Below are 22,810 nucleotides of genomic sequence, written 5' to 3'. Positions count from 1 at the left end.
TCAGTCACCCTGGTCGATCAGCTCTAGAACCCGTTGATGGAAGGCGCGATTGCTTGCCCGACAGGCCTCCAGCATCTCTGGTTGGGCGCGGCTGGCGCCCGCAAGTAGCCGCCAGCCCTCGACATCGCGACAGACATAGGGGGAGGGGGTGCGTGCACGCAGCCGCCCGAGCAGTCGCTGCAGTCGCCCCGGGCGCTCCCAGATCGCCGGGTACAGGGTTGGGGGATGACGCAGGGTGAGAAACTTGGAGTTGAACGGGAAGGCGAGCACCCGCCGCCCGAGCAGCATGCCCCAGTACAGGCCGTGGTAGGAGCTGGTGATGATGGTCTCGCCCGAGGCGAGAAAGGCGATGGTCTCCTCGAAATCGGCCTGATCGTTGCGCAGGTTGGGCCACTCCAGGATCGGCAGTGGGCGTGAACGGTGAGAGAAGACCACGAATTCGTGATGCGGCGCCGGCGGGGCGTCGAAGATCGGGTGCATGCAGCTGGCGCAAGGCACCCAGGGGTGGGCAAAGCCGTCGTCGCGGATTCCGACGAGGTCGAACCCCTCGAGGAAGCGAGCGTAGGGGAACTCGGGATAACGTTGCCACCAGGGGCCGGTATCGAGTTGCTGGCCGACCCCCCAGGCGATGAGCCGCCCCGTCCTGCTGGCGGTCCTGATCCGCTCGATGGCGGGCAGGAAGAAGGTGTCGAGCAGACCGCCGCCACCGAGGATGACGATGGCCTCGTCGAGGTCGAGTGACGTCTCGTCGATCAGATCCGCGCGCACCACCTCGTGGTCGGGGAAGTCGAAATAGCGCGTCGGCGCGCTCATCTGATCGCCGATATTCGGATCATCACGATGAAAATTGATAATGCGTCTCATCTTATGCGCCGGCATAGGCTCGACCGTCGAGTACCCAGGAAGCAGGCAACGAGAGCATGCGCGCCGAGGCCTCATTGGCCTCGTTACCCTGTGACTTCACCATGAACACCTTCAGTGCCTCGCCGATGTAGACCATCCGTCGGTTGCGATCGAGCAGGGCAAAACGGATGTTGTAGGTCCCGGGGGCGAGGGGATAGGTATCGATCCGGTATTCGACCTCGTGTTCGCCGGCTGCGAGGTCGGGCCGTTCGGCGATCCCGGCGGTCGAACCCGAGTCGAGATAGACGAAGTCCGTGGTATGGGTGCCGATCACGATCTCGGGTTGTTCGAGCGCGACATGGAGCTTGAAGCGCACCCGGACCTTGAGCGGCCCGCCGGACTCGACGGCATCGGTCGGGCTGTCCTGGTCGTCGAGCAGGGTTACGCTGAGGACCTCCGCCTCGCCGGATGTGTCGATACGGGCGTGCTTGAGGATCGCTTCCGAGTGATCGGCCAGGACCTTCTCGTTGCTCTTCTGGTAGTAAAGGTCAACGACTGGTTGAGGGGCATCATCCATCAGCACGCGCCCGCGTTCGAACAGCATCACCCGCGAGCAGATGCGCGAGACCTGACGAATGTTGTGACTGACCAGCAGGACGGTCTTGCCGCGCCGCCGGATCAGGTCTTCCATACGATCGAAACACTTGCGCTGGAAGGCGAGATCACCGACGGCGAGGACCTCGTCGACGATGAGGATCTCCGAGTCGATGCTGGTGGCGACGGCGAAGGCGAGCTTGACCTTCATCCCCGAGCTGTAACGCTTGACCGGGGTGTCGATGAAGGCCGACATCTCGGCGAAATCGACGATTTCGTCGAATTTTTCCTCGATCCGCTGACGCGACATGCCCAGAATGGCGCCGTTGAGATAGACGTTCTCGCGTCCGGTCAGGTCCGGGACGAAACCGGCGCCGACCTCGATCAGCGGCGCAATCCGGCCATCCACTCTGATCGTTCCCGAGGTCGGGCTGGTGATGTTCGCAAGCAGCTTCAGCAAGGTACTCTTGCCGGCGCCGTTGTGTCCGATGATACCGACGACTTCACCTTCCTCGATGCTGAAACCGACATCGTCGAGTGCCTTGAAGGGCGGGGTCTCGGTCGGTGCTTGGCCAAGAATGCGGCGCGCCTGATTGACGAGTGAGCTCTTCAGACTATGTAGCTGACCGAGCTTGAACTCCTTGGTCAGATGCTCGACTTCGATGATCGACATATTGAGGTACGTCCATGAATGCAGTCGATAATGGACTGAGTGAGTGATCGAACCGGCAGCGGGCGGAGCATGGGGCCGGTTGGTCCGGGTAACGTTCGATAGCTTCTTCATGGGTGAGAGGATTGTCAAACGTCGGGGCAAACGGAGACGCAACACGCTTCGGTTGCTATGTGGCGCTGGTTACGGACTTGGATGAGCTGGCGCTGATGCGTGTTGGGCTACATGCAGGTGGATCAGGCGTGACGCTGAGGGGCTGGTTCGCCGCGCCGGGCATTCTGCTGGCGGCAGAAGACGATGGCTTCGTGTTCGGCCCAGTCGCCACGCGGAGTGGGGCCTGAACGGTCCTCACCCTTGATTGCGCATAATGTATATTATGTTAACTTTTGGGCAAGATATTCCCATTGGTTTCTTTTTGGGCTTTCCTCAAAAGCCTACCTAAAGGAAGGAAACCCAGTCATAAAAGTTGGACTTGTCAAATATTCGTTTAGATAGTTTATAAGTAAAAAGCAACATGCTACTCTCGATCAACATCCCATAACGGCAGCGATCCAGAATGAGACCAAACCCACCAACAGACCCAGCTCGAGAAGAAGCAATCCTAAGGTTGGCACGCGAGCGTCCTGAGCTCGGACAGGCGTCGATCTCACGTCTGCTCTGCGCCTCAGGGCTCAGAATTTCACCATCCGGCGTCCGCTATGTCCTCCAACGCCACGGACTCGAGACCCAGGTAAAGCGTCTCAGGGCGCTGGTACGCAGTTCACCAAAAGGAATGGAATCACTCGACCAACGTCAACGCGCCCTGCTCGCTCGTGGCGCGCTGTCCGAGGACGAACCCGCCGAGGACGCTCCGCCACGAGATCGCAAGACCCGTATCCTCGATGCGGCCGCAGAGCTCTTCTTCGACCTCGGCTACGACGGCACCTCCATCCGCGATATCGCCGGAAAGGTGGGCCTGTTGCCAGGCTCCGTCTATCACTATTTCCCTTCGAAGGAGGAACTCTATCTCGCCGTACATCGCACCGGAATCACCAGGGTCGAGGCCAGGATCAAGGCCGCCATCGCGGATCTAGACGACCCCTGGGAGCGATTGCGCGTCGCTTGCGAGGTCCATGTCGCCGGAATCGTCGAGGGATCACCGGTGGACAGGATCACCGGACGCAACCTGGCGCTGGTGGGAAAGCACAACCTGCTCAAGCGCATCACGCCCTTTCGCAAGACCTACGAGAATCTGTTCAGGGAGTTGATCGAGGATCTTCCGGTCGCCCCGGACACCGATCGTTCGCTGTTGCGCCTGTTCCTGCTCGGCGGGATGAACTGGGCATGCCTGTGGTACCGTCGCGGCATCCGCTCCCCCGAGGAGATCGCCGACATCATGCTCGATATGGTACGTCAAGGCGTGCAGTCGACACATCATCTGACACAAACGAGTACGGGAGACACCTGACCGGCATCTCCCGTACTCGATATCGCTCCAATCGGGCGGTCAGGCTTGCAACCAGGGTACGTACATTCGCGCCTCACCAGAGATCAGGAGCCGATCCGTCTCGGCGTCCACGCAGCGCGTCTCCAGGGTGACGATCGGCTTGTCGCTACGGATTGCGGTGATCTCGACCGAGGCGGTGACCGGCATGTCGAGATAGACCGGCGCCTTGAAATTGAGCTCCTGGCCGAGATAGATCGCACCGTCGCCCGGCAGATGATGGCCGAGCAAGGCCGACAACAGACTCGAGACCAGGATCCCGTGAACAATCCGCTCACCGAAGCGAGTCTCGGCCGCATAGACGGGGTCGAGATGCACGGGATTACAGTCGCCCGAGAGTTCGGCAAAGAAACGCACATCGGCCTCGCTGAAGGCCCGGGTCAGGGTTGCGCGCTGACCGATTTCGAGGGTCGGCATCCTTGGTTCCTCATTCACATGTTCGGATAGTTCGGGCCACTACCGCCCTCGGGGGCGACCCAGGTGATATTGGCCGCCGGGTCCTTGATGTCGCAGGTCTTGCAGTGCACACAGTTGGCTGCATTGATCTGCAGACGCGGGTCATCACCGCCCTCGCCCACCAGCTCGTAGACCCCGGCCGGACAGTAGCGCTGCGCGGGTTCCGCATACTCGGCCAGATTCGAGCCGGTCGGGATCGACGGGTCGGCCAGATGCAGATGACAGGGTTGATCCTCCTCGTGTGCCGTATTGGCGAGATAGACCGAGGAGAGCCGATCGAAGCAGCTGAGCACCCCATCGGGCCCGGGATAGCTGAGCGGCTCGCTCAGTGCGGCAGGTTCCAGCCAGGTATGGTCCGGCGCATCGCCCGGACGCCGGATCGGTCGTCTGCCGCCGAGCAGGCGCTGATCCAGGCTGTTGACAGCCCCACCGAGCAGGGTCCCGAAACGGTGCAGCGATCGGCCGAAGTTGCGACCGACACGCAGGTCCTCGTACAGCCAGGATGCACGCAGCCGCGCCTCGAGACCCGTCAGCTCGCGCCCACCGGGATCACCGACGGCGAAGGCCGCAAGGATCTCCTCGGCGACCAACATCCCGCTCTTGAGCGCGGTATGAACCCCCTTGAGCTTGGCGTTGTCGAGCGTACCGCCCTCGCACCCGGCCAGACAGCCCCCGGGGAAGTGCTGTCTGGGCAAGGCATCGAAACCACCCTTGGCCAGCGCGCGTGCGCCATAGGCGATCCGTCTTCCCCCCTCAAGGGTGGCGGCGAACAGCGGGTGGTGCTTCATCCGCTGGAACTCGTCGAAGGGACTGAGCCAGGGATTGGGATAATCGAGATCGACGATCAACCCGACGGCGACCTGACACCTGCTCAGGTGATAGAGGAAGAAGCCACCATGGGTTCCCTCTGGCAAGGGCCAGCCGGTACCGTGCTGCACCAGCCCGAGCTCGTGCCGATCCGCCGCGATCTCCCACAACTCCTTGATGCCCAAGGCATGATGCTGAGGAGTCGACTCGGCATCCAGGCCGAAGCGCTGGTAGAGTTGCTTGCCGAGATGGCCCCGACACCCCTCGGCGAAGACGGTCTGGCGCGCCCTCAACTCGACCCCGGGGGCATGATTGTCCTTGGGACGGCCATCGGCGCCGATCCCCATGTCGCCGGTGGCGACACCGATCACCTCACCGTGCTCGCCGAACAGCACCTCGGTGGCGGCGAACCCAGGGAAGATCTCGACGCCCAGACTCTCGGCCTCAGCGGCCAACCAGCGACACAGGTTGCCGAGACTGACCAGATAATTGCCTGAATTATGTAAACTCGGTGGCGAGATCGCCTCGGGGATCCGCCAGCTGCGTTGCGCATCGCGCAGCAGATACAGCTCCTCGCGCTCGACCGGGGTCTCCAAAGGCGCGCCGCGTTCACGCCAGTCCGGGATCAGCTCATCAAGACCCCGGGTCTCGATCACCGCGCCCGAGAGGATATGAGCACCGACCTCGGCCCCCTTCTCCACCACGCACACGCTCGGCGCCGGGTCGGCCTGCGCCAGCCGGATCGCGGTCGCCAGCCCGGCCGGACCGGCGCCGACGATCACCACGTCGAACTCCATCAGATCGCGTTCGCTCATCGACGACTCCTCAGAATTGCCCTGCATCGAGCGCCATCAGGCTCGTCGATCCGGACAGCACCGAGGTCAGCGCCGCCTGGGTCCGTGCCAGCACGTGCTCGCAATAGAAACGGGCCGTCTTGAGCTTGGCATCGAGAAAGAGCGCATCGCCCTCCCCGTCCTCGATCGCGCGATGCGCGGCCAGTGCGCTGCGCACCTGCATCCAGCCACCACAGAGATAGCCCAGCAGCATCAGCAACTCGACGCTGACGGCACCGGCCAACTGGCGATCGTCTGGCGCCTCGCGCAGCACCCAGTCGCACGCCCGCCGGGCGGCGGCGAGCCCATCGGCGAAGGGGTCGGCGAGTACGACCAGAGACGCCTCCTCGGCCTGCCGGAGCACGCCGAGCGTTTCCTCCATCTCGTCGAACAACGCCCCGATCGCCCGCCCCTCGTCGGCAAGCAGCTTGCGCGAGATCAGATCGAGCGCCTGGATCCCGGTCGTCCCCTCGTAGATGGTGAGGATACGTGCGTCGCGATAGTGCTGCGCTACCCCGGTCTCCTCGACGAAGCCCATGCCGCCGTGGACCTGGATCGCCAGCGAGGTCAGTTCCTGGGCGAACTCGGTGATCCAGCCCTTGACGATCGGGGTGAAGAGTTCGAGCCTGGCCTGATGATGCGCCCGACGCGCACCCTCATTCGCGCCCCGCGCCCGGTCGGCTTCGGCCGCGGTCTCCAGCACCAGGGCGCGCATCGCCTCGATGCCACTCTTCATCGTCATCAGCATCCGCCGCACGTCCGGGTGTGCGATGATCGCCACCCGCGTGCCGTCACGACGCGTGCCCTGCAACCGCTCCATCGCATACAGACGCGCCTGCTGATAGGCGCGCTCGGCAATCGCCAAGCCCTGCAGGCCGACGACCTGGCGCTCACGGTTCATCATGGTGAACATATAGGCGAGCCCGCGATGCGGCTCGCCGACCAACTCGCCCCAGGCGTCGTCGAACGCCATCACACAGGTCGGGCTGCCATGGATGCCGAGCTTGTGTTCGAGTGAGAGACAGCGCACCCCATTGGCCTCGGCCGGATCGCCATGCGCGTCCAGCCGATACTTGGGGACCACGAACAGCGAGATCCCCTTCACCCCGGGCGGCGCATCGGGCAGTCGCGCGAGCACCAGGTGGACGATGTTGTCGGTCATCCGGTGATCGCCCCAGGTGATGAAGATCTTCTGACCGCTGATGCGGTAACCCTCTCCATCCGGCACCGCGCGGGTCTTGATCGCCGCCAGATCCGAGCCGGCGTCGGGCTCGGTGAGGTTCATCGTGCCGGTCCACTCGCCACTGCTCAGACGCGGCAGATAACGCGCGCGCAGGGTCTCGTCGCCGTGCTCGGCAAGGGCCTCGATCGCGCCTTCGGTGAGCATCGGGCAGAGCGCCAGCGACAGGTTGGCCGCGTGCCAGATCTCGCTGACCGCGGCATTGAGCACATCGGGCAACCCCTGTCCGCCATGGCCTTCGTCGACCTTGAGCGACTGCCAGCCCCCCTCGGCGAACTGCCGATAGGCAGCGGCGAAACCGGGCGTCTCCACCACGCCCCCCTCACCCATCCGGGCACCCTCACGGTCACCGACGACATTGAGTGGCGCCAACACCTCGGCGCCGAAGCGCGCGGCCTCGTCGATCAGGCTGTTGGCAAGGTCCAGATCCACGCCCTCGAAGCCGTTCTCGACACAGAGTCCGTCGAAATCGATCAGATGGCGAAGGACGAAATCACTCTCGCGATAGCAATGCTGATAGCTGCTCATGGTTATACCAAGGGAGTCAGAGTGCTTCGATAAGTTCGGGCACGGCCTCGAACAGATCGGCGACCAGCCCGTAGTCGGCAACCTCGAAGATCGGCGCGTCCGGGTCCTTGTTGATCGCCACCACCACCTTCGAATCCTTCATCCCCGCCAGGTGCTGGATCGCCCCCGAGACGCCGAGCGCGATATAGAGCTCGGGCGCGACCACCTTGCCGGTCTGGCCGACCTGCAGGTCGTTGGCGACGAAGCCGGCGTCCACCGCCGCACGCGAGGCGCCGACGGCGGCGTCGAGCCGATCGGCGAGCCGATAGACCAGCTCGAAGCCCTCGCGACTGCCGAGTCCGCGACCACCGCTGACCACCACCCGCGCGCTGGTCAGCTCCGGGCGCTCGGACTCGGCCAGCTGCTCGCCGACCAGCCGGGTCGCGACCGCCTCGATCACCTGCTCGAGCTCGACCACCTCGGCCGTGCCGCCAGCGGGCTCGACCGCGGCGAAGGCAGTCTGACGCACCGTCAGCACCTTCACCGGGTCGTCGCTCTCCACCGTGGCGATGGCGTTACCGGCATAGATCGGTCGGCGAAACCGCGCCGGGGACTCGACCGCAATCACCTCGGAGACCTGATTGACCCCGAGCAGCGCCGCTGCCCGCGGCATCAGATCCTTGCCCGAGGTGCTGGCCGCGGCCAGCAGATGGCTGTAGCCGGGCGCGACCGCCACCACCAGCTCGGCGAGATTCTCGGCGAGCCGATCGGCATAGACCGGGGCATCGGCCACCAGCACGCGCTCGACGCCAGGAAGCACGCGGGCGGACTCGATCGCCGCCGCACAGTCATGCCCGACCACCAGCAGGTCGCAGGGTCCATCGAGTTCGCCGGCGGCGCCCAGGACGTTGAGTGTCGCCGGCGCCAGCCGGCCCCTGTCCTGTTCCGCGATCACCAGAGTGCGCATCATCCCCTCCTCCATTCAGATCACCTGTGCCTGTCTTAGCCGCTCGAGCAGCTCGCCGACCGACTCGACCCGGATCCCGCCGGCGCGCGGCTCGGGCGGATGTACCGCCAGCAGGCGCGGCCCCGCTGCCGGAGAGACCCCGAGCTGCTCGGCTCCGGTGTGCGCGATCGGCTTGCGCCGGGACTTCATGATGTCGGGGGCACGGATGAAACGCGGGGTGTTGAGTCGCAGGTCGGTGGTGATCACCGCCGGCAGTCGCAACGCCAGGGTCTGCAGACCACCGTCGACCTCGCGGACGACCTCGATGCCCTCGTCCACCACCTCGAGTCCGGAGACGAAGGTGCCCTGGGGATAACCGAGCAGACCGGCGAGCATCTGCCCGACCTGGTTGTTGTCACCGTCGATCGACTGCTTGCCGAGCAGCACCAGCCCCGGCTGCTCCTCGCGCACCAGCGCCGCGAGCAACTGGGCGATCCCCAGCGGGCCGAGATCGGCATCCTCGGCCGTCTCGACCCAGATGGCGCGATCGGCCCCCATCGCCAACGCGGTCCGCAGCTGTTCCTGCACCGCCTTGGGACCGACCGAGACGGCCACCACCTCATCGGCCTTGCCGTCCTCGCGCAACCGGACGGCCGCCTCGACGGCGATCTCGCAGAAGGGATTGATGGCCATCTTGACGTTGGCCAGGTCGACGTCCGAGTGATCGGACTTGACCCTGACCCTGACGTTGTAGTCGATGACCCGCTTGATCGGGACCAGTATCTTCATGACGCTCCTCCTCGGGCCCCAGTCATCGACAGGGGCCGGTACGACGACGGTCGTCGCCTCGTCTCTCTCCATCACTCGATCTCGGTCGATACGGCGTTCAGGCCGTCGCGACCTCGCTCTGGGCATCGTTCGCCCACTGGCGCAGGAGATACTTCTGCAGCTTGCCGGTGGGGGTGCGTGGCAGGGTGGCGAAGACCACATGCTTGGGCGCCTTGAAATGGGCCATGCGGGCGCGGCAATAGTCGATCACCGCCTGCTCGCTAAGCTCGGCGTCGGCGACCAGGGTGATGAAGGCACAGGGCACCTCGCCCCACTTCTCGTCGCGCTTGGCGACCACGGCGACGTCCTGCACCAGCGGATGGCCGAAGAGCACCTCCTCGACCTCGATCGAGGAGATGTTCTCGCCACCCGAGATGATGATGTCCTTGGAGCGGTCCTTGATCTCGACATAGCCGTCCGGGTGCCAGACGGCGAGATCGCCACTGTGGAACCAGCCGCGATCGAAGGCGCGTCGGGTGGTGTCCGGGTTCTTCAGATACCCCTTCATCACCAGGTTGCCGCGGATCATGATCTCGCCCAGGGTCACGCCGTCCTGGCGGATCGGCTGCAGGGTGGCGGGATCGGCGACCATGATCGCCGCCTGCATCGGCATCCGTACCCCCTGGCGCGCCTTGAGCCGTGCCCGCTCCTCCAGCGCCAGCCCGTCCCACTCGTCGTTCCAGGCACAGGCCACACAGGGACCATAGGTCTCGGTCAGTCCGTAGACATGGGTGACCTCGAAGCCCATCGCCTCCATCCCGGCGATCACCGACGAGGGCGGCGGCGCACCGGCGGTCATCACCCGCACCGACTGGGTGATCGCGGCCTTCGCCTCGGCCGGCACCTCGTTGATCATCTTCAGCACGATCGGCGCGCCGCACAGATGGGTCACGCCCTCACGGGCGATGGTCTCGACGATGGTGTGTGCCCGTACATGACGCAGACAGACATTGACCCCGGCCATCGCCGCCATGGTCCAGGGGAAGCACCAGCCGTTGCAGTGGAACATCGGCAGGGTCCAGAGATAGACCGCGTGGTTGGGCAGTCCCCAGCTCAGCACGTTGTTGATCGCGCCGAGATAGGCCCCGCGATGGTGATAGACCACCCCCTTGGGATCACCCGTGGTGCCCGAGGTGTAGTTGAGGGTGATCGCCCGCCACTCGTCGTCGGGCACCGACCACTGATGATCGGGATCGCCCTCGGCGAGGAAGGACTCGTAGTCGATCTCGCCGATCGGCGCCTGGGCATCGGCGAAGTCCGGGTCGGCGATGTCGATCACCAGGATCTCGCGCTCGATGCGCGCCAGCGCCCGACCGACGACATCGGCGCACTCGCAGTCGACCAGTACCGCCCTCGCCTCGGCGTGTTCGAGGATGAAGGCGATCGCCGGGGCATCGAGTCGGGTATTGATGGAGTTGAGCACTGCCCCGGCCATGGGCACGCCGAAATGCGCCTCGAAGTGTGCCGGAATATTGGGGGCGACGATGGAGACGGTGTCGCCGCGGCCGATCCCGCGCCGTTCGAGCGCGCTGGCGAGCTGGCGACAGCGACGATAGGTCTCGGCCCAGTCGCGCCTGATCGTGCCATGCACCATGGCCAGTTTGCGAGGATGGATCGCCGCGGTGCGCTCGATGAAGTTCAGCGGACTGAGCGGCTCGTGGTTGGCCGCTCTCGGCTCGAGGTCCTGCTCGTAGAGATCAACGACTGGCTCGGACATACGTTCCTGTAACTCCGATGGTGTTGAGAACCGCTTCCCTGATTTTCAGCCGGAAGCCTGCGCCTGCCTGATTGCGATTCGGCAATGACGCTATCACCCTAAAAACTAGCTTGTCAAACGATCGTGTGAAAAGTTTTTCGTGATTGCCACGACCTCCCGGCCGGTCATCGTCCCATCGCGATCACGGCGACTCGGCAGCCGCGGATTGATCGCCCCCGGCTCCTGATGCAGGATGGGACGGGAACATCGAAGCCCGACGAGGGCGAGCGGATACACGAGAGGAGTCGCACGGGGTGACGAGATCTGGGGACTGGCCCACCGGGTTCATGCTGATCCAGGGCAACCGGCTGGAGTCACTGCGCGACCTGCTGACCACCTGGGTGGCACGCTACCCGCTCCACCCGCTCGAGGACGAGGTGGTGCTGGTGCAGAGCAACGGCATCGCCCAGTGGATCAAACTCGCCCTCGCCGAACCGGCGGGGGGCGAACTCGGTGGCGGCTGCGGCATCTCCGCCGCGCTGCGGGTAATGCTGCCGGGACGCTTCGTCTGGGAGGCCTACCGCGGCGTGCTCGGCGCATTGCCGCCAAGCTCCCCCTATGACAAGGCGCCACTCACCTGGCGCATCCACCGGCTGCTCGGCGAGCTGCTGCAACGCCCCGCCGATCCGGTGCTCGCGCCGCTACACGCCTTCATGCACGGCGAGGAGAGCGCGCGCCGACGTCATCAACTCGCCGAACGACTCGCCGACCTCTTCGACCAGTACCAGGTCTATCGCGCCGACTGGCTCGAGGCCTGGGGACGCGGCAAGGACGTCCTGATCCGCGCCGACGCCACGCAACAGCCCGTGCCCGAGCAACAGCGCTGGCAACCGCTGCTGTGGCGACTGCTCCACCAGGACCTCGCCGGGACGACCACCGACGACCCGCTCGCCCAGGCCAGCCGCGCCGAGATCCACCGTCGCTTCCTCGCCACGGTCGAGGACGCCGCCCCGGCCCGGCTGCCGCGGCGGGTGATCGTCTTCGGCATCTCCTCGCTACCGCGCCAGACCCTCGAGGTACTCGAGGGCATCGCCGCCCACAGTCAGGTGATGCTCTTCGTCCACAATCCCAGCCGACACTACTGGGGCGACATCATCGAGGGTCGCGCACTCTTCGCCCGCGCCTATGGGCGCAACCACGCGCGCAAGGTCCCCGAGGACATCGACGAGACCGCCCTCCATCTCCACGGTCACCCGCTGCTCGCCGCCTGGGGGCGGCAGGGGCGCGACTACATCCGTCTGCTCGACGAGCACGACCGGCGCGAGCACTACGAAGGCGTGTTCCGCCAGCAGTCGCTCGACATCGACCTGTTCGAGTCCGCCACCGAGCACCATCTGCTCGCCCAGCTCCAGGACGACATCCTCGACCTGCGACCGCTCGGCGAGCGCCAGCAGCAGAACACGGCGATCGATCCCACCGACGACCACAGCCTGGGCTTCACCATCGCCCACAGCGCCCAGCGTGAGGTCGAGATCCTCCACGACCAGCTGCTCGCCGCCTTCGTCACTGCCGAGGCCGAGGGCCGCCCACTCGCCCCGCGCGAGATCCTGGTGATGGTCCCCGACATCGACCTCTATGCGCCGCACATCGCTGCGGTGTTCGGCCGCATCCCGCGCCGGGATCCGCGTCATCTGCCCTTCCACATCGCCGACCAGGGCGAGCGCCACCGCAATCCGCTGCTGATCGGGGTCGCCACGCTGCTCGACCTGCCGCGAGCGCGCTTCACCGTCACCGAGTTGCTCGATCTGCTCGACATCGCCGCGCTGCGCGCGCGTTTCGGTCTCACCGAGGGCGAGCTGCCCCGGCTACGCAGCTGGATCATCGGCGCCAACGTGCGCTGGGGACTCGACGGGCGCCAGCGCGAACACCTCGGACTGCCCGCCGCGGCCGAGCGCAACACCTGGCGCTTCGGACTGCGGCGGATGCTGCTCGGCTTCGCCGCCGGCGCGACCTGCGCCTGGCGCGGGATCGAGCCGCACGCCGAGGTCGGCGGCCTGGAGGCGACACTGCTCGGCCCGTTGATCGACCTGCTGGAGACCCTGGAGCGCTACTGGGAACGACTCGACCAGCCGCGCACCCCGGGCGACTGGGTCACGACCATCGAGCAACTGCTCGAGGATTGTTTCAGCCCCTGCGGCGAGAGCGACGAGCTGGCCCTGGCGCGCGTACGCGAGAGCCTCGAGCAGTGGGACGAGGACTGTCGTCAGGCCGACGCCGGCGCCGAGCCCCTGCCGCTGGAGGTGCTGCGCGACACCCTGCTGCGCGGGCTCGACGCACCCAGCCTCACCCAGCGCTTTCTCGGCGGCGCGATCAACTTCGCCACGCTGATGCCGATGCGCGCCATCCCCTTCCGCCAGATCTGGCTGCTGGGGATGAACGACGGCGACTATCCGCGCAACCATCGCCCCCCCGACTTCGACCTGATGGCCGACGACTACCGCCCGGGCGATCGCTCGCGCCGCGAGGACGACCGCTATCTCTTCCTCGAGGCGCTGCTCTCGGCACGCGAGCGGCTGTCGATCAGCTGGATCGGGCGCGACATCCGCGACAACACCCCCAAGACCCCCTCGGTCCTGGTCGGTCAGCTGCGCGACCACCTCGCCGCCGGTTGGCGCTGCGCCAACCCCGACGGCGACGGTCAGACGCTGCTCGCCGCGCTCACCACCGAGCACCCGCTGCAGCCCTTCAGTCGCGCCTACTTCCGCCCCGGTCGCGACCCCCGGCTGTTCACCTATGCCAGCGAGTGGCGCGCAATCCACGACACACCCGGCACCGACGACGACAGCGATCTCCCCCCCTGGAGCCCGGAAGGACCGCTCGACCTGCGTCGACTCGCCCAGTTCCTCCGCGCCCCGGTCGATGCGCTGTTCCGTCAGCGTCTCCAGGTCGACCGCCCGCGCGCCAGCGAGCGGCCATCCGATGTCGAGACCTTCGCCCTCGACGGCCTGCTCAACTGGCAGCTCAGCGACCAGCTGATCACCGAACTGTTCGATCCCGCCGACGTCGAACTCGCACTCGCCCCCCGGCTGGAGGCCGCGCTCGAACGGCTGCAGGCCCGTGGCGAACTGCCTGCGGGCGCCCAGGGCGAGTTGCTCGCCGCCGGCATCGGCGAGCGACTGCTGCCGCTCCACCAGCGCTGGCAGACACTGCGTCGCGAGTATCCACGCGATCTCGGGCACCCCTCACCGCTCAGCCTCGAACACCGCACCGACGGCGATGTGGCGCTGCGTCTCGAGGACCAGCTCGCCCCCCGGCTCGGCGCCGAGCACCAGGACACACGCATCCAGCTCCGGCTCAGCGCCAGCAGCATCGTCAAGGACAAGCACTACCGCTGGCACCAGATCGTCGAGCACTGGTTGCACCATCTCGCCGCCCAGCTCAACGGTGAGCCGGTCGCCACCTGGGTGCTCACCCCGGCGGGTCGGCTGCACCTGCGTCCGCTCGATCCCGAACTCTCGCGTACCCGTCTCCAACGACTGCTCGCGGCCTGGTGGGCGGGGATGCGCGCGCCGCTGCCGGCGACCCTGGAGACCGGCATCGCCTGGCTCGGACGCCGCAACGACGCCCCGGACCTCGAACCGTCTTTCACCGCGGCCCTGGAGCACAGCGGTTATCTCGCTCGCTGCTATCCCGACGCCTCAAGCCTCCAGCGACATCCCGAGTTCACCGACTGGGCCGAGCGGCTCTATACCGACCTGCACACCGACATCAAGAACCCCGACCAGGCCACCTGGGATGACAGCTGAACCCAATCGTCTCGACCCACTCGCCATCCCGCTCTGCGGCGCCCGTCTGATCGAGGCCAGCGCCGGCACCGGCAAGACCTTCACCCTGGCGATGCTCTATCTCCGTCTGGTGCTCGGTCACGGTGTCGCGCTCGGCGCACGCACCCGGCTGCAGCCACCCGAGATCCTGGTGGTGACCTTCACCAACGCCGCCACCGACGAGCTGCGCGGGCGCATCCGCGCACGACTGGTCGAGGCCGCCGCCGCCTTCCGCTGTCCGGAGACTGACAGCGGCGATCCGTTGCTCGCCCGGCTGCGTACGGAGATGAGCGCGCACACCGACCCCAACCTCTGCGCCCGTCATCTCGAACAGGCCGCCGAGTGGATGGACGAGGCGGCGATCTCGACCATCCATGCCTGGTGTCACCGGATGCTGCGCGAGCACGCCTTCGACAGCGGCAACATGTTCGAGCTGGAACTGGAGAACGATGCCGCCCCGCTACTGCGTCAGGCCGTCGAGGACTATTGGCGCAGCTGCTACGGCGACCTCGATCGCGCCACCCTCGCCCGGGTCCACGTGCATTGGTCGTCCCCGGCCGCGCTCGAGCAGCGACTCGCCCGACTGCTCGGGCTGCGCGAGCACGCCCCGAGGGCGCCCGAACAACCGCCCGAGACGATCATCGCCGACGTGCTCGAGACGCGTCGCCGACGGATCGATGCGCTCAAGCGGGCGTGGTCGGAGCGGGATTGGTGCGGCCAGCTCGAGACCCTCTTCGAGGAGGCCGCCGCGCGCAAGGCATTCAACCAGCGCCAGCTCAACAGCAAGCACCGCGCCGAGGTCATCGCGCGACTGCGCGCCTGGATCCTCGACCCCGAGGCCGAACACCCCGCACTGAAGGCCGACAGCCGCTCCTGGCAGCGCATGTCATCACGGGCCGTCGCCGAGATCTGGAAGGATGACGCCCCACCCGTCGATCATCCCGCCTGCCGTGCGCTCGAGACGCTCTTCGAGCAGCTCGCCGACCTCCCGGAACTCCAACCGCCGCTGCTCGCCCACGCCCTGCACCGGGTTGCCGAACGCATCGAGGAGGAGAAGCGCGCGCGCGCCCTGCTCACCCAGCACGATCTGCTTGAACGACTCGACCAAGCGCTGCAAGGTCCGCAGGGCGCGCGCCTGGCGGCCACCATCCGCCGTCAGTTCCCCTTCGCCCTGGTCGACGAGTTCCAGGACACCGACCCGCTGCAGTACCGCATCTTCGCCACCGTCTACCGCCCCGAGGAGAACGCCCCCGAGACCGGACTGTTCATGATCGGCGACCCCAAGCAGTCGATCTATGCCTTCCGCGGCGCCGACATCCACACCTATCTGCGCGCCCGCGCCGCCACCGCGCCCCGGCACTACAGCCTCGACACCAACTATCGCTCCTGCCCGGCGCTGATCGCCGGCATCAACGCGCTCTTCGCCCAGGCCGAGCAACGCCCCGGCGGCGCCTTCCTGTTCCGCGACCAGACCGCCGACCCGGTCCCCTTCCTCGCCGTCTCGCCCAATCCGAGCCGCGCCGAGGACGACCGCCTCAGGATCGACGGCGAACCCGCCCCGGTGCTCCAAGCCTGGGTGCTCGACGGCGATGAGGGCAAACCGCTCGGCAAGGGGGACTATGCCCAGCGGATGGCCGCCTGCACCGCGCGTACCATCGTCTCGCTGCTCGAACAGGGTGCCAGCGGGCGTGCCACCCTCCCCGATGGACGGGGCGGACACCGCCCGTTGCGCGCCGGCGACATCGCGGTCCTGGTCAATCGCCATCAGGAGGCCGCACAGGTCCGCGCCGAACTGCACCAGCTCGGCGTGGCGAGCGTCTATCTCTCCGAGCGCAACAGCGTCTATCAGAGCCGCCAGGCCCACGACCTGCTCCTGCTGCTGCGCGCCGTCGCCGATCCCTTCGACGAGCGGCTGATGCGTCAGGCGCTGGCCTGCGACCTCATCGGCCTGCCGCTCGACCAGCTCGACCAGCTCAACCACGACGAACTCTACTGGGACGACTGCGGCGAACGGCTCAGGCGCTATCACCAGCTGTGGCGCACCCAGGGGGTGTTGCCGCTGCTCTATCGCGTCATCGCCGACTTCGCCATCGCACCCCGGCTGCTCGCCCGCGCCGATGGTGAGCGTGCGCTCACCGACCTGCTCCATCTCGGCGAGCTGCTCGCCCGCGCCAGCCAGCAACTCGACGGCGAGCAGGCCCTGGTGCGCGCGCTCGAGGCGCGTATCCAGGGCGAGAGCGGCGAAGATGCCGAGACCCAGCAGCTGCGACTGGAGAGCGACGCCGACCTGGTGCAGGTGATCACCATCCACAAATCCAAGGGGCTGGAGTATCCGTTGGTGTTCGTCCCCTTCGTCGCCACCACCCGTCAGGTACGCAGCGACGACCTCCCGCTCAAGACCCATGATGCCGAGGGCCGACTGCGGCTCCATCTCCATGCCGCGCCGACGCTGGTCGAGCAGGCCGATGGCGAGCGCCTCGGCGAGGACCTGCGCAAGCTCTATGTAGCCCTCACCCGGGCGCGCGACGCACTCTGGCTCGGACTCGGCGCCACCAAGGAGCTGCCGGTCACCGCGCTCGGTCATCTGCTCGGGATCGACGAACCCTCTGCGCTCCGAGAGAGACTCGCGCACTGGCCGGCACTCACCACGCTCGACGAGCCGAGAGCGACCACGCCGCTCGCGCAGACCGCGGCAGAGGTCTCGCTCGACAGCGCCCGGCCACCACCACACCGGCCACCACGCCCCTGGTGGATCACCAGTTACTCGGCGCTCGCCCGCCACAGCGCCAGCGAGGAGCCCGACGACACGCCGGGCGAGCGCGAGACCGCCGCCCAGGAGACCGCTTTCGAGGAAGCGCTGGCCGAGGCCCCGAGGGCGAGACCGGTCGAGCCGACGCGCCTCACCGGGCTGCACGCCTTCCCGCGCGGCAGTCGCTACGGCACCTTCCTCCACGGCCTGCTCGAATGGGCCGCGACCCTCGAATGGCGCGCCCCCGAGGGCGAGACCCTGCGCGGCTACCGCGCCGCGCTCGCCGCCACCGCGCTGCGCCGCGAGACCATCGCGCGCCGCTGCAACAGACGCGGGCTGACCGACTGGATCGACACACTCGATCAGTGGCTCGCCGGCTATCTGACGCGCACCTGGTCGCTCGCCGCGATCGACGGCGCCGATCTCCGGCTCACCGCACTCGACCCCGAGCGCCTCCAGGTCGAGCTCGAGTTCTGGATCCAGACCCGCGCCGTCGACACCGCCGCGCTCGATGCCCTGGTGCGCGGCCACATCGCCCCCGGCGCGGCGCGCCCGGCGCTCGAGCGCCAGCGCCTCGAGGGCATGCTCAAGGGCTTCATCGACCTGGTCTTCGAGCACCAGGGACGCTTCTACCTGCTCGACTGGAAGTCCAACTGGCTCGGCCCGGACGATGCCGCCTACGCTCAGACGGCGATGCGCGAGGCGGTGCTCGCCGCGCGCTACGACCTGCAGTACGCGCTCTATCTGCTCGCGCTCCATCGTCTGTTGCGCGCGCGCCTGCCCGACTATGACCCCGAGCGTCACCTCGGCGGCGCCATCTACGCCTTCCTGCGCGGAGCCGCGGCAAGCTCCCAGGGACTCCATCTCGACCGCCCGCCGGTGGCCTTCGTCGAGGCGCTCGACCGGCTCTTCGCCGGCGAACGGGAGGCGGCGGCATGAACGAGACCAACCGGATACTCTTCGACGAGCTGGCCCTGTGGGTCGAACAGGGTGTACTGCGCGCACTCGATCTCGCGCTCGCCCGCTTCGTCCAGCGCGAAGCGGGCGAGCAGGACCCGGCGGTGCTGCTCGCCGTCGCTCTGGTCAGCGAGCGCAATGCGCACGGTCACGTCTGTCTCGACCTCGGCGATGCGCTCGCCCACCCCGAGACCCTGCTCGCCAGCGACACCGAGCGCCCGCCCGAGCCCGGCATCCACGACGCGCTCACCGCCCGACTCGCCGGGCTCGACCCCGCCGCCTGGGCGGCGCGACTCGGCGCCAGCAGCGCCGTCTGCGATCTCGCCGGCAGCGACGACGACGGCGGCGCGCCGCTGGTGCTCGCCGGCACGCCCCGACGCCCGCTGCTCTATCTGCGCCGCTACTGGCGCTACGAGCGGATCATCGAACAGGGCATCGCGCAGCGTCTGGCGCGCCCTCAGCCTCTCGACCCGGCACGGCTGCGCCCGCTGCTCGCCGATCTCTTCCCCGCCGAGCACGGCGATCCCTGGCAGCGGATCGCCTGCGTGCTCGCCGCGCGCAGTCCCTTCGCGGTGATCACCGGCGGTCCCGGCACCGGCAAGACCACCACCGTGGTGCGTCTGCTCGCACTGCTCCAGGGGCTCGCGCTCGACGCCGACCGGGCGCCGCTGCGCATCCGTCTGGCCGCCCCCACCGGCAAGGCCGCCGCCCGGCTCAACGCCTCGATCGCCCCTCGGGTAGCCGACCTGCCGGTGGCCGAGTCGCTGCGCGCGACCATCCCCACCGCGGTCTCGACCCTGCATCGGCTGCTCGGCCCTATCCCCGACAGTCGCGCCTTCCGCCACCACGCCCGCAACCCGCTCGACGCCGACCTGGTGGTGGTCGACGAGGCCTCGATGGTCGATGTCGAGCTGATGGCCGCGCTGATCGAGGCGCTGCGCCCCGAGACCGCGCTGGTGCTGCTCGGCGACAAGGACCAGCTCGCCTCGGTCGAGGCCGGGGCGGTGCTCGGCGATCTCTGCCGCCGCGCCAGCGCCGGACACTACACCGAGGCGACCGCCGCCTGGGTCGGCGCCGCCTGTGGTCAGTCACTCCCGCCCGAGACCCTCGACGATGCCGGCACACCGCTCGACCAGGCCATCGCCATGCTCAGGCACAGCTATCGCTTCCGCGCCGAGGGCGGGATCGGCGCGCTGGCCCAGCGCATCAACACCGAGCCCGCGCCCACCCGCACCGAGATCCAGGCGCTCTTCACCGCCCCCCAGCAAGAGGCGCTCGGGGTGATCGCCGAACTGACGGTCCGGACCCCCGACGATCCCGCGCTGATCGACCTGGTGGTCTCCGGCTACCACGGCTATCTCCGCCTGATGCGAGCGCAGGCCCCCGCCGCGGAGGCCGACAACACCGAGATCGACGACTGGGCACGCGCCGTGCTCGCCGCCCACGGCGAGTTCCAGCTCCTCGCCGCGCTGCGCCACGGCCCCTGGGGCGTGGCCGGACTCAACGCCAGGATCGCTGACTGGCTCACCCGCGCCGGGCTGCTCGACGGCACCGATCACGCCTGGTTCGCCGGGCGACCGGTGCTGATCACCCGCAACGACTACGGGCTGCGGCTGATGAACGGCGACATCGGTATCGCTCTGGAGACGCCGCTGCGCGACGCCGACGGTGGACAGCGGCGGGTGCTGCGTGTCGCCTTCCCGCACCCCGACGGCGGCGACGCCATCCGCTGGGTGCTGCCGAGCCGGTTGCAGGCGGTGGAGACGGTGTTCGCGATGACGGTGCACAAGTCCCAGGGCTCGGAGTTCACCCATACCGCCCTCGCCCTGCCCGACCACCCCACCCCGGTGCTCACCCGCGAGCTGATCTATACCGGCATCACCCGTGCCCGCGAGCGTTTCACCCTGGTCCATCAGAGCCCACGGGTGCTCGAGGCCGCGCTGCGGCGCCGCGTCAGGCGCGTCAGCGGGCTACGGCTGGGCGCCGAAGACGAGGAGCAGAGATCATGACCGCCCTGCCTGCCTCTGCGCTGCGGCTCTGCTGCGACCCCGAGCGACTGGCCTTCACCACCACCGCCGAGCTGCAGCCGCTGACGGGCTTCATCGGTCAGGATCGCGCGCTCGAGGCGATCGGCCTGGCCATCGACATCCGTCATCGCGGCTACAACCTCTTTGCCATCGGTCCCGCCGGCAGCGGCAAGTCGGCGCTGGTGCTCGACGCGCTGCGACGGCGCGCTCGACGCGACCCGCTCCCGGACGACTGGTGTTATGTGCACGACTTCAGCCATCCACACCACCCCAGGGCGCTACGCCTGTCGCCGGGTCAGGGCCCCGGACTGGCCCGCGACATGGAGCGGCTGGTGAGGGACCTGCAACGGGCACTGCGACGCGCCTTCGAGAGCGACGACTACCGCAACCGCGCCCGCGCCATCGAACACGGTCTCGAACAACGTCGGGAGCGGGCCTTCGAGAAGATCGGGCAGCGCGCCCGCGCGCGTGGTGTGGCACTGCTGCGTACCCAGGAGGGCCTGAGTCTGGCGCCACTGCAAGAGGGCAAGGCGATGGCGCCCGAGGCCTTCGCCGCGCTCGAACCCGAGCAGCGCGCAAGCATCGAGACCGAGATCGAGCAGCTGCGCGAGGCGTTGCACGCGGTGATGGATCAGGTGGCGCGCTGGAAGCGCCATTGCGAGGAGGAGATCGACCGGCTCAACAGCGATCAGGCGCGCGGCGCGGTGCGTCATCTCTTCGAGGAGATCGAGCGCCGTCACCACGGCCAACCCGACACCCTGGCCTATCTGCATGCGGTCGAGGACGACGTGATCGCACACTTCGACCAGTTCCTCGTCACCGACGAGGAGCCGCAAAGCCCCCAGGACGGCACCCCCTGGATGCATCGCTACCGGGTCAATCCGCTGCTCTCGCACCAGGACGATGCCGGCGCGCCGGTGGTGCAATGCGACCTGCCCAGCCCCCGCGAGCTGGTCGGGCGCATCGAGCACCGCGCCGTGCTCGGCGCGCTCGAGACCGACTTCACCATGATCCGTCCCGGCGCGCTGCATCGCGCCAACGGCGGCTATCTGGTGATCGAGGCGCGCAAGCTGCTCGCCCAGCCCCTCGCCTGGGAGACGCTCAAACGCGCGCTGCACAACGACGAGATCCGCTTCGACTCGCCCGAGGGCGGCAACGGCCCGCTGACCACCGTCTCGCTGGAACCCGAACCGATCCCGCTCCGGGTCAAGGTGGTGTTGCTCGGCGAGCACATGCTCTATGCCCTGCTCGCCGAGGCCGACCCGGAGTTCGAGGAGTTGTTCAAGGTCAGCGCCGAGTTCGAGGAGCGGCTGCCGCGCGACCCCGAGCACGAACACGCCCTGGCGCGACTGGTCGCCAGCTGGGTCCGGGATTCGCGGCTACGTCACTTCTCGCGTACCGCCGTCGCCCGGGTGATCGAGCACAGCGCCCGGCTCGCCGGCGAGCGCACGCATCTCAGCGGCCAGATGCGCGCGCTCGCCGATCTGGTCCACGAGGCCGACCATCATGCCGGGGTCCGCGGCACCGAGCTGGTCGAGGCCGAAGACGTCGATCGGGCGCTCGCTGCGCGCCGGCGCCGCTGCGACCGCATCAGCCGCCGCATCCAGGAGGCGATCCTCGAGGACACCCTGCGCATCGCCACCACCGGGCACCTGCCGGGCCAGGTCAACGGCCTGGCGGTGGTCGAACTCGGCGCCAGCGGCTTCGGCCACCCGGTGCGGATCAGCGCCAGCGCGCGCGCCGGCGAGGGCGAACTGATCGACATCGAGCGCGAGGTCGCGCTCGGCGGGCCGCTCCACTCCAAGGGCGTGCTGATCCTCTCGGGCTTCATCGCCGGGCGCTATGCCCGCCACCAGCCGCTCTCGCTCGCCGCCAGCCTGGTGTTCGAGCAGTCCCACGGCCCGATCGACGGCGACAGCGCCTCGGCCGCCGAACTCTGCGCCCTGCTCTCGGCGCTCTCCGGGCTGCCACTGCGTCAGTCGCTGGCGATCACCGGCGCAATCGATCAGCACGGCGCCATCCAGGCCATCGGCGGGGTGAACGAGAAGATCGAGGGCTTCTTCGCGCTCTGCCGGGCGCGAGGGCTCGACGGCGAGCAGGGGGTGTTGATCCCGACGGCCAACGTCAGGACGCTGATGCTCTCGAACGAGCTGGTCGCGGCGGTCGCCGCCGGCGAGTTCCACATCCACGCCGTCGCGGACATCGACGAGGCCATCGCCCTGCTCACCGCGACCCCTGCCGGGGAGCGCGACGGCGCCGGTCGCTACCCCGAGGGCAGCGTCAACCAGCGTGTCGAGCAGACATTGATCGAGCATGCTCGGGCGATCGCAGCCGCCCGACGGGACTGAGA

At 67.8% G+C, this 22,810-nt stretch carries 13 protein-coding genes; 5 read left to right on the top strand and 8 right to left on the bottom strand.

Going from position 1 to position 22,810, the window contains the following annotated elements:
- Together EDC29_RS09735 and EDC29_RS09730 are read right to left on the bottom strand one after the other, a co-directional pair.
- On the bottom strand, window positions 1-813 hold the full coding sequence (locus EDC29_RS09735; protein WP_243695642.1) for a polysaccharide pyruvyl transferase family protein: 813 nt from the start codon (window positions 811-813) through the stop codon (window positions 1-3).
- Window positions 814-865: 52 nt separating this feature from the next.
- Window positions 866-2,266: an ABC transporter ATP-binding protein gene (locus EDC29_RS09730; protein ID WP_223806075.1), complete on the bottom strand. Its 1,401-nt coding sequence runs from the start codon at window positions 2,264-2,266 to the stop codon at window positions 866-868.
- A gap of 613 nt (window positions 2,267-2,879) precedes the next feature.
- Between EDC29_RS09730 and EDC29_RS09725 the strand changes: the two genes are divergently transcribed.
- Complete coding sequence (locus EDC29_RS09725) at window positions 2,880-3,554, top strand: TetR/AcrR family transcriptional regulator (protein ID WP_242465988.1); 675 nt, start codon at window positions 2,880-2,882, stop codon at window positions 3,552-3,554.
- 39 nt (window positions 3,555-3,593) lie between these two features.
- On the opposite strand, the gene EDC29_RS09720 is transcribed toward EDC29_RS09725, so the two are convergent.
- From EDC29_RS09720 to EDC29_RS09695, 6 genes are all read right to left on the bottom strand, one after another.
- Entirely contained in the window at window positions 3,594-4,007 is a 414-nt protein-coding gene (locus EDC29_RS09720; protein ID WP_132229629.1) for a MaoC family dehydratase, read from the bottom strand.
- A 14-nt stretch (window positions 4,008-4,021) separates the two neighbouring features.
- Complete coding sequence (locus tag EDC29_RS09715) at window positions 4,022-5,668, bottom strand: electron transfer flavoprotein-ubiquinone oxidoreductase (RefSeq protein ID WP_132229627.1); 1,647 nt, start codon at window positions 5,666-5,668, stop codon at window positions 4,022-4,024.
- Between the two features lie 10 nt (window positions 5,669-5,678).
- Complete coding sequence (locus EDC29_RS09710) at window positions 5,679-7,454, bottom strand: acyl-CoA dehydrogenase family protein (RefSeq protein ID WP_132229625.1); 1,776 nt, start codon at window positions 7,452-7,454, stop codon at window positions 5,679-5,681.
- Window positions 7,455-7,470: 16 nt separating this feature from the next.
- Window positions 7,471-8,400: an electron transfer flavoprotein subunit alpha/FixB family protein gene (locus EDC29_RS09705; protein WP_132229684.1), complete on the bottom strand. Its 930-nt coding sequence runs from the start codon at window positions 8,398-8,400 to the stop codon at window positions 7,471-7,473.
- Window positions 8,401-8,415: 15 nt separating this feature from the next.
- Window positions 8,416-9,168, bottom strand: coding sequence for an electron transfer flavoprotein subunit beta/FixA family protein (locus tag EDC29_RS09700; RefSeq protein WP_123140265.1), 753 nt, complete (start codon window positions 9,166-9,168; stop codon window positions 8,416-8,418).
- 97 nt (window positions 9,169-9,265) lie between these two features.
- Window positions 9,266-10,924, bottom strand: a complete 1,659-nt coding sequence (locus tag EDC29_RS09695) for an acyl-CoA synthetase (RefSeq protein ID WP_132229623.1) — start codon at window positions 10,922-10,924, stop codon at window positions 9,266-9,268.
- Window positions 10,925-11,217: 293 nt separating this feature from the next.
- Here EDC29_RS09695 and recC point away from each other — a divergent pair, with 293 nt between their 5' ends.
- From recC to EDC29_RS09675, 4 genes are read left to right on the top strand one after another with little or no spacing between them, the layout of a single operon-like run.
- On the top strand, window positions 11,218-14,709 hold the full coding sequence (recC, locus tag EDC29_RS09690) for an exodeoxyribonuclease V subunit gamma (RefSeq protein ID WP_132229620.1): 3,492 nt from the start codon (window positions 11,218-11,220) through the stop codon (window positions 14,707-14,709).
- Window positions 14,699-18,415, top strand: a complete 3,717-nt coding sequence (gene recB / locus EDC29_RS09685; protein WP_132229618.1) for an exodeoxyribonuclease V subunit beta — start codon at window positions 14,699-14,701, stop codon at window positions 18,413-18,415. The genes recC and recB overlap by 11 nt, the downstream gene beginning before the upstream one ends.
- Complete coding sequence (gene recD / locus EDC29_RS09680) at window positions 18,412-20,442, top strand: exodeoxyribonuclease V subunit alpha (protein WP_132229616.1); 2,031 nt, start codon at window positions 18,412-18,414, stop codon at window positions 20,440-20,442. The genes recB and recD overlap by 4 nt, the downstream gene beginning before the upstream one ends.
- Window positions 20,439-22,808 (top strand): Lon protease family protein, encoded by a 2,370-nt coding sequence (locus tag EDC29_RS09675; protein ID WP_132229615.1) that lies wholly within the window; start codon window positions 20,439-20,441, stop codon window positions 22,806-22,808. The genes recD and EDC29_RS09675 overlap by 4 nt, the downstream gene beginning before the upstream one ends.
- Window positions 22,809-22,810: the final 2 nt, after the last annotated feature.

The organism is Marichromatium gracile (assembly GCF_004343155.1).
GTDB classification, from domain to species: domain Bacteria; phylum Pseudomonadota; class Gammaproteobacteria; order Chromatiales; family Chromatiaceae; genus Marichromatium; species Marichromatium gracile.
This window is presented reverse-complemented; position numbering and strand designations above follow the sequence as displayed.

Coding starts and splice junctions, on each gene's coding strand:
- EDC29_RS09715 (WP_132229627.1), bottom strand. CDS start 5,668: ATGAGCGAACGCGATCTGATGGAGTTCGACGTGGTGATCGTCGGCGCC.
- EDC29_RS09675 (WP_132229615.1), top strand. CDS start 20,439: ATGACCGCCCTGCCTGCCTCTGCGCTGCGGCTCTGCTGCGACCCCGAG.
- recD (WP_132229616.1), top strand. CDS start 18,412: ATGAACGAGACCAACCGGATACTCTTCGACGAGCTGGCCCTGTGGGTC.
- EDC29_RS09705 (WP_132229684.1), bottom strand. CDS start 8,400: ATGCGCACTCTGGTGATCGCGGAACAGGACAGGGGCCGGCTGGCGCCG.
- EDC29_RS09700 (WP_123140265.1), bottom strand. CDS start 9,168: ATGAAGATACTGGTCCCGATCAAGCGGGTCATCGACTACAACGTCAGG.
- EDC29_RS09735 (WP_243695642.1), bottom strand. CDS start 813: ATGAGCGCGCCGACGCGCTATTTCGACTTCCCCGACCACGAGGTGGTG.
- EDC29_RS09710 (WP_132229625.1), bottom strand. CDS start 7,454: ATGAGCAGCTATCAGCATTGCTATCGCGAGAGTGATTTCGTCCTTCGC.
- recB (WP_132229618.1), top strand. CDS start 14,699: ATGACAGCTGAACCCAATCGTCTCGACCCACTCGCCATCCCGCTCTGC.
- EDC29_RS09695 (WP_132229623.1), bottom strand. CDS start 10,924: ATGTCCGAGCCAGTCGTTGATCTCTACGAGCAGGACCTCGAGCCGAGA.
- EDC29_RS09720 (WP_132229629.1), bottom strand. CDS start 4,007: ATGCCGACCCTCGAAATCGGTCAGCGCGCAACCCTGACCCGGGCCTTC.
- EDC29_RS09725 (WP_242465988.1), top strand. CDS start 2,880: ATGGAATCACTCGACCAACGTCAACGCGCCCTGCTCGCTCGTGGCGCG.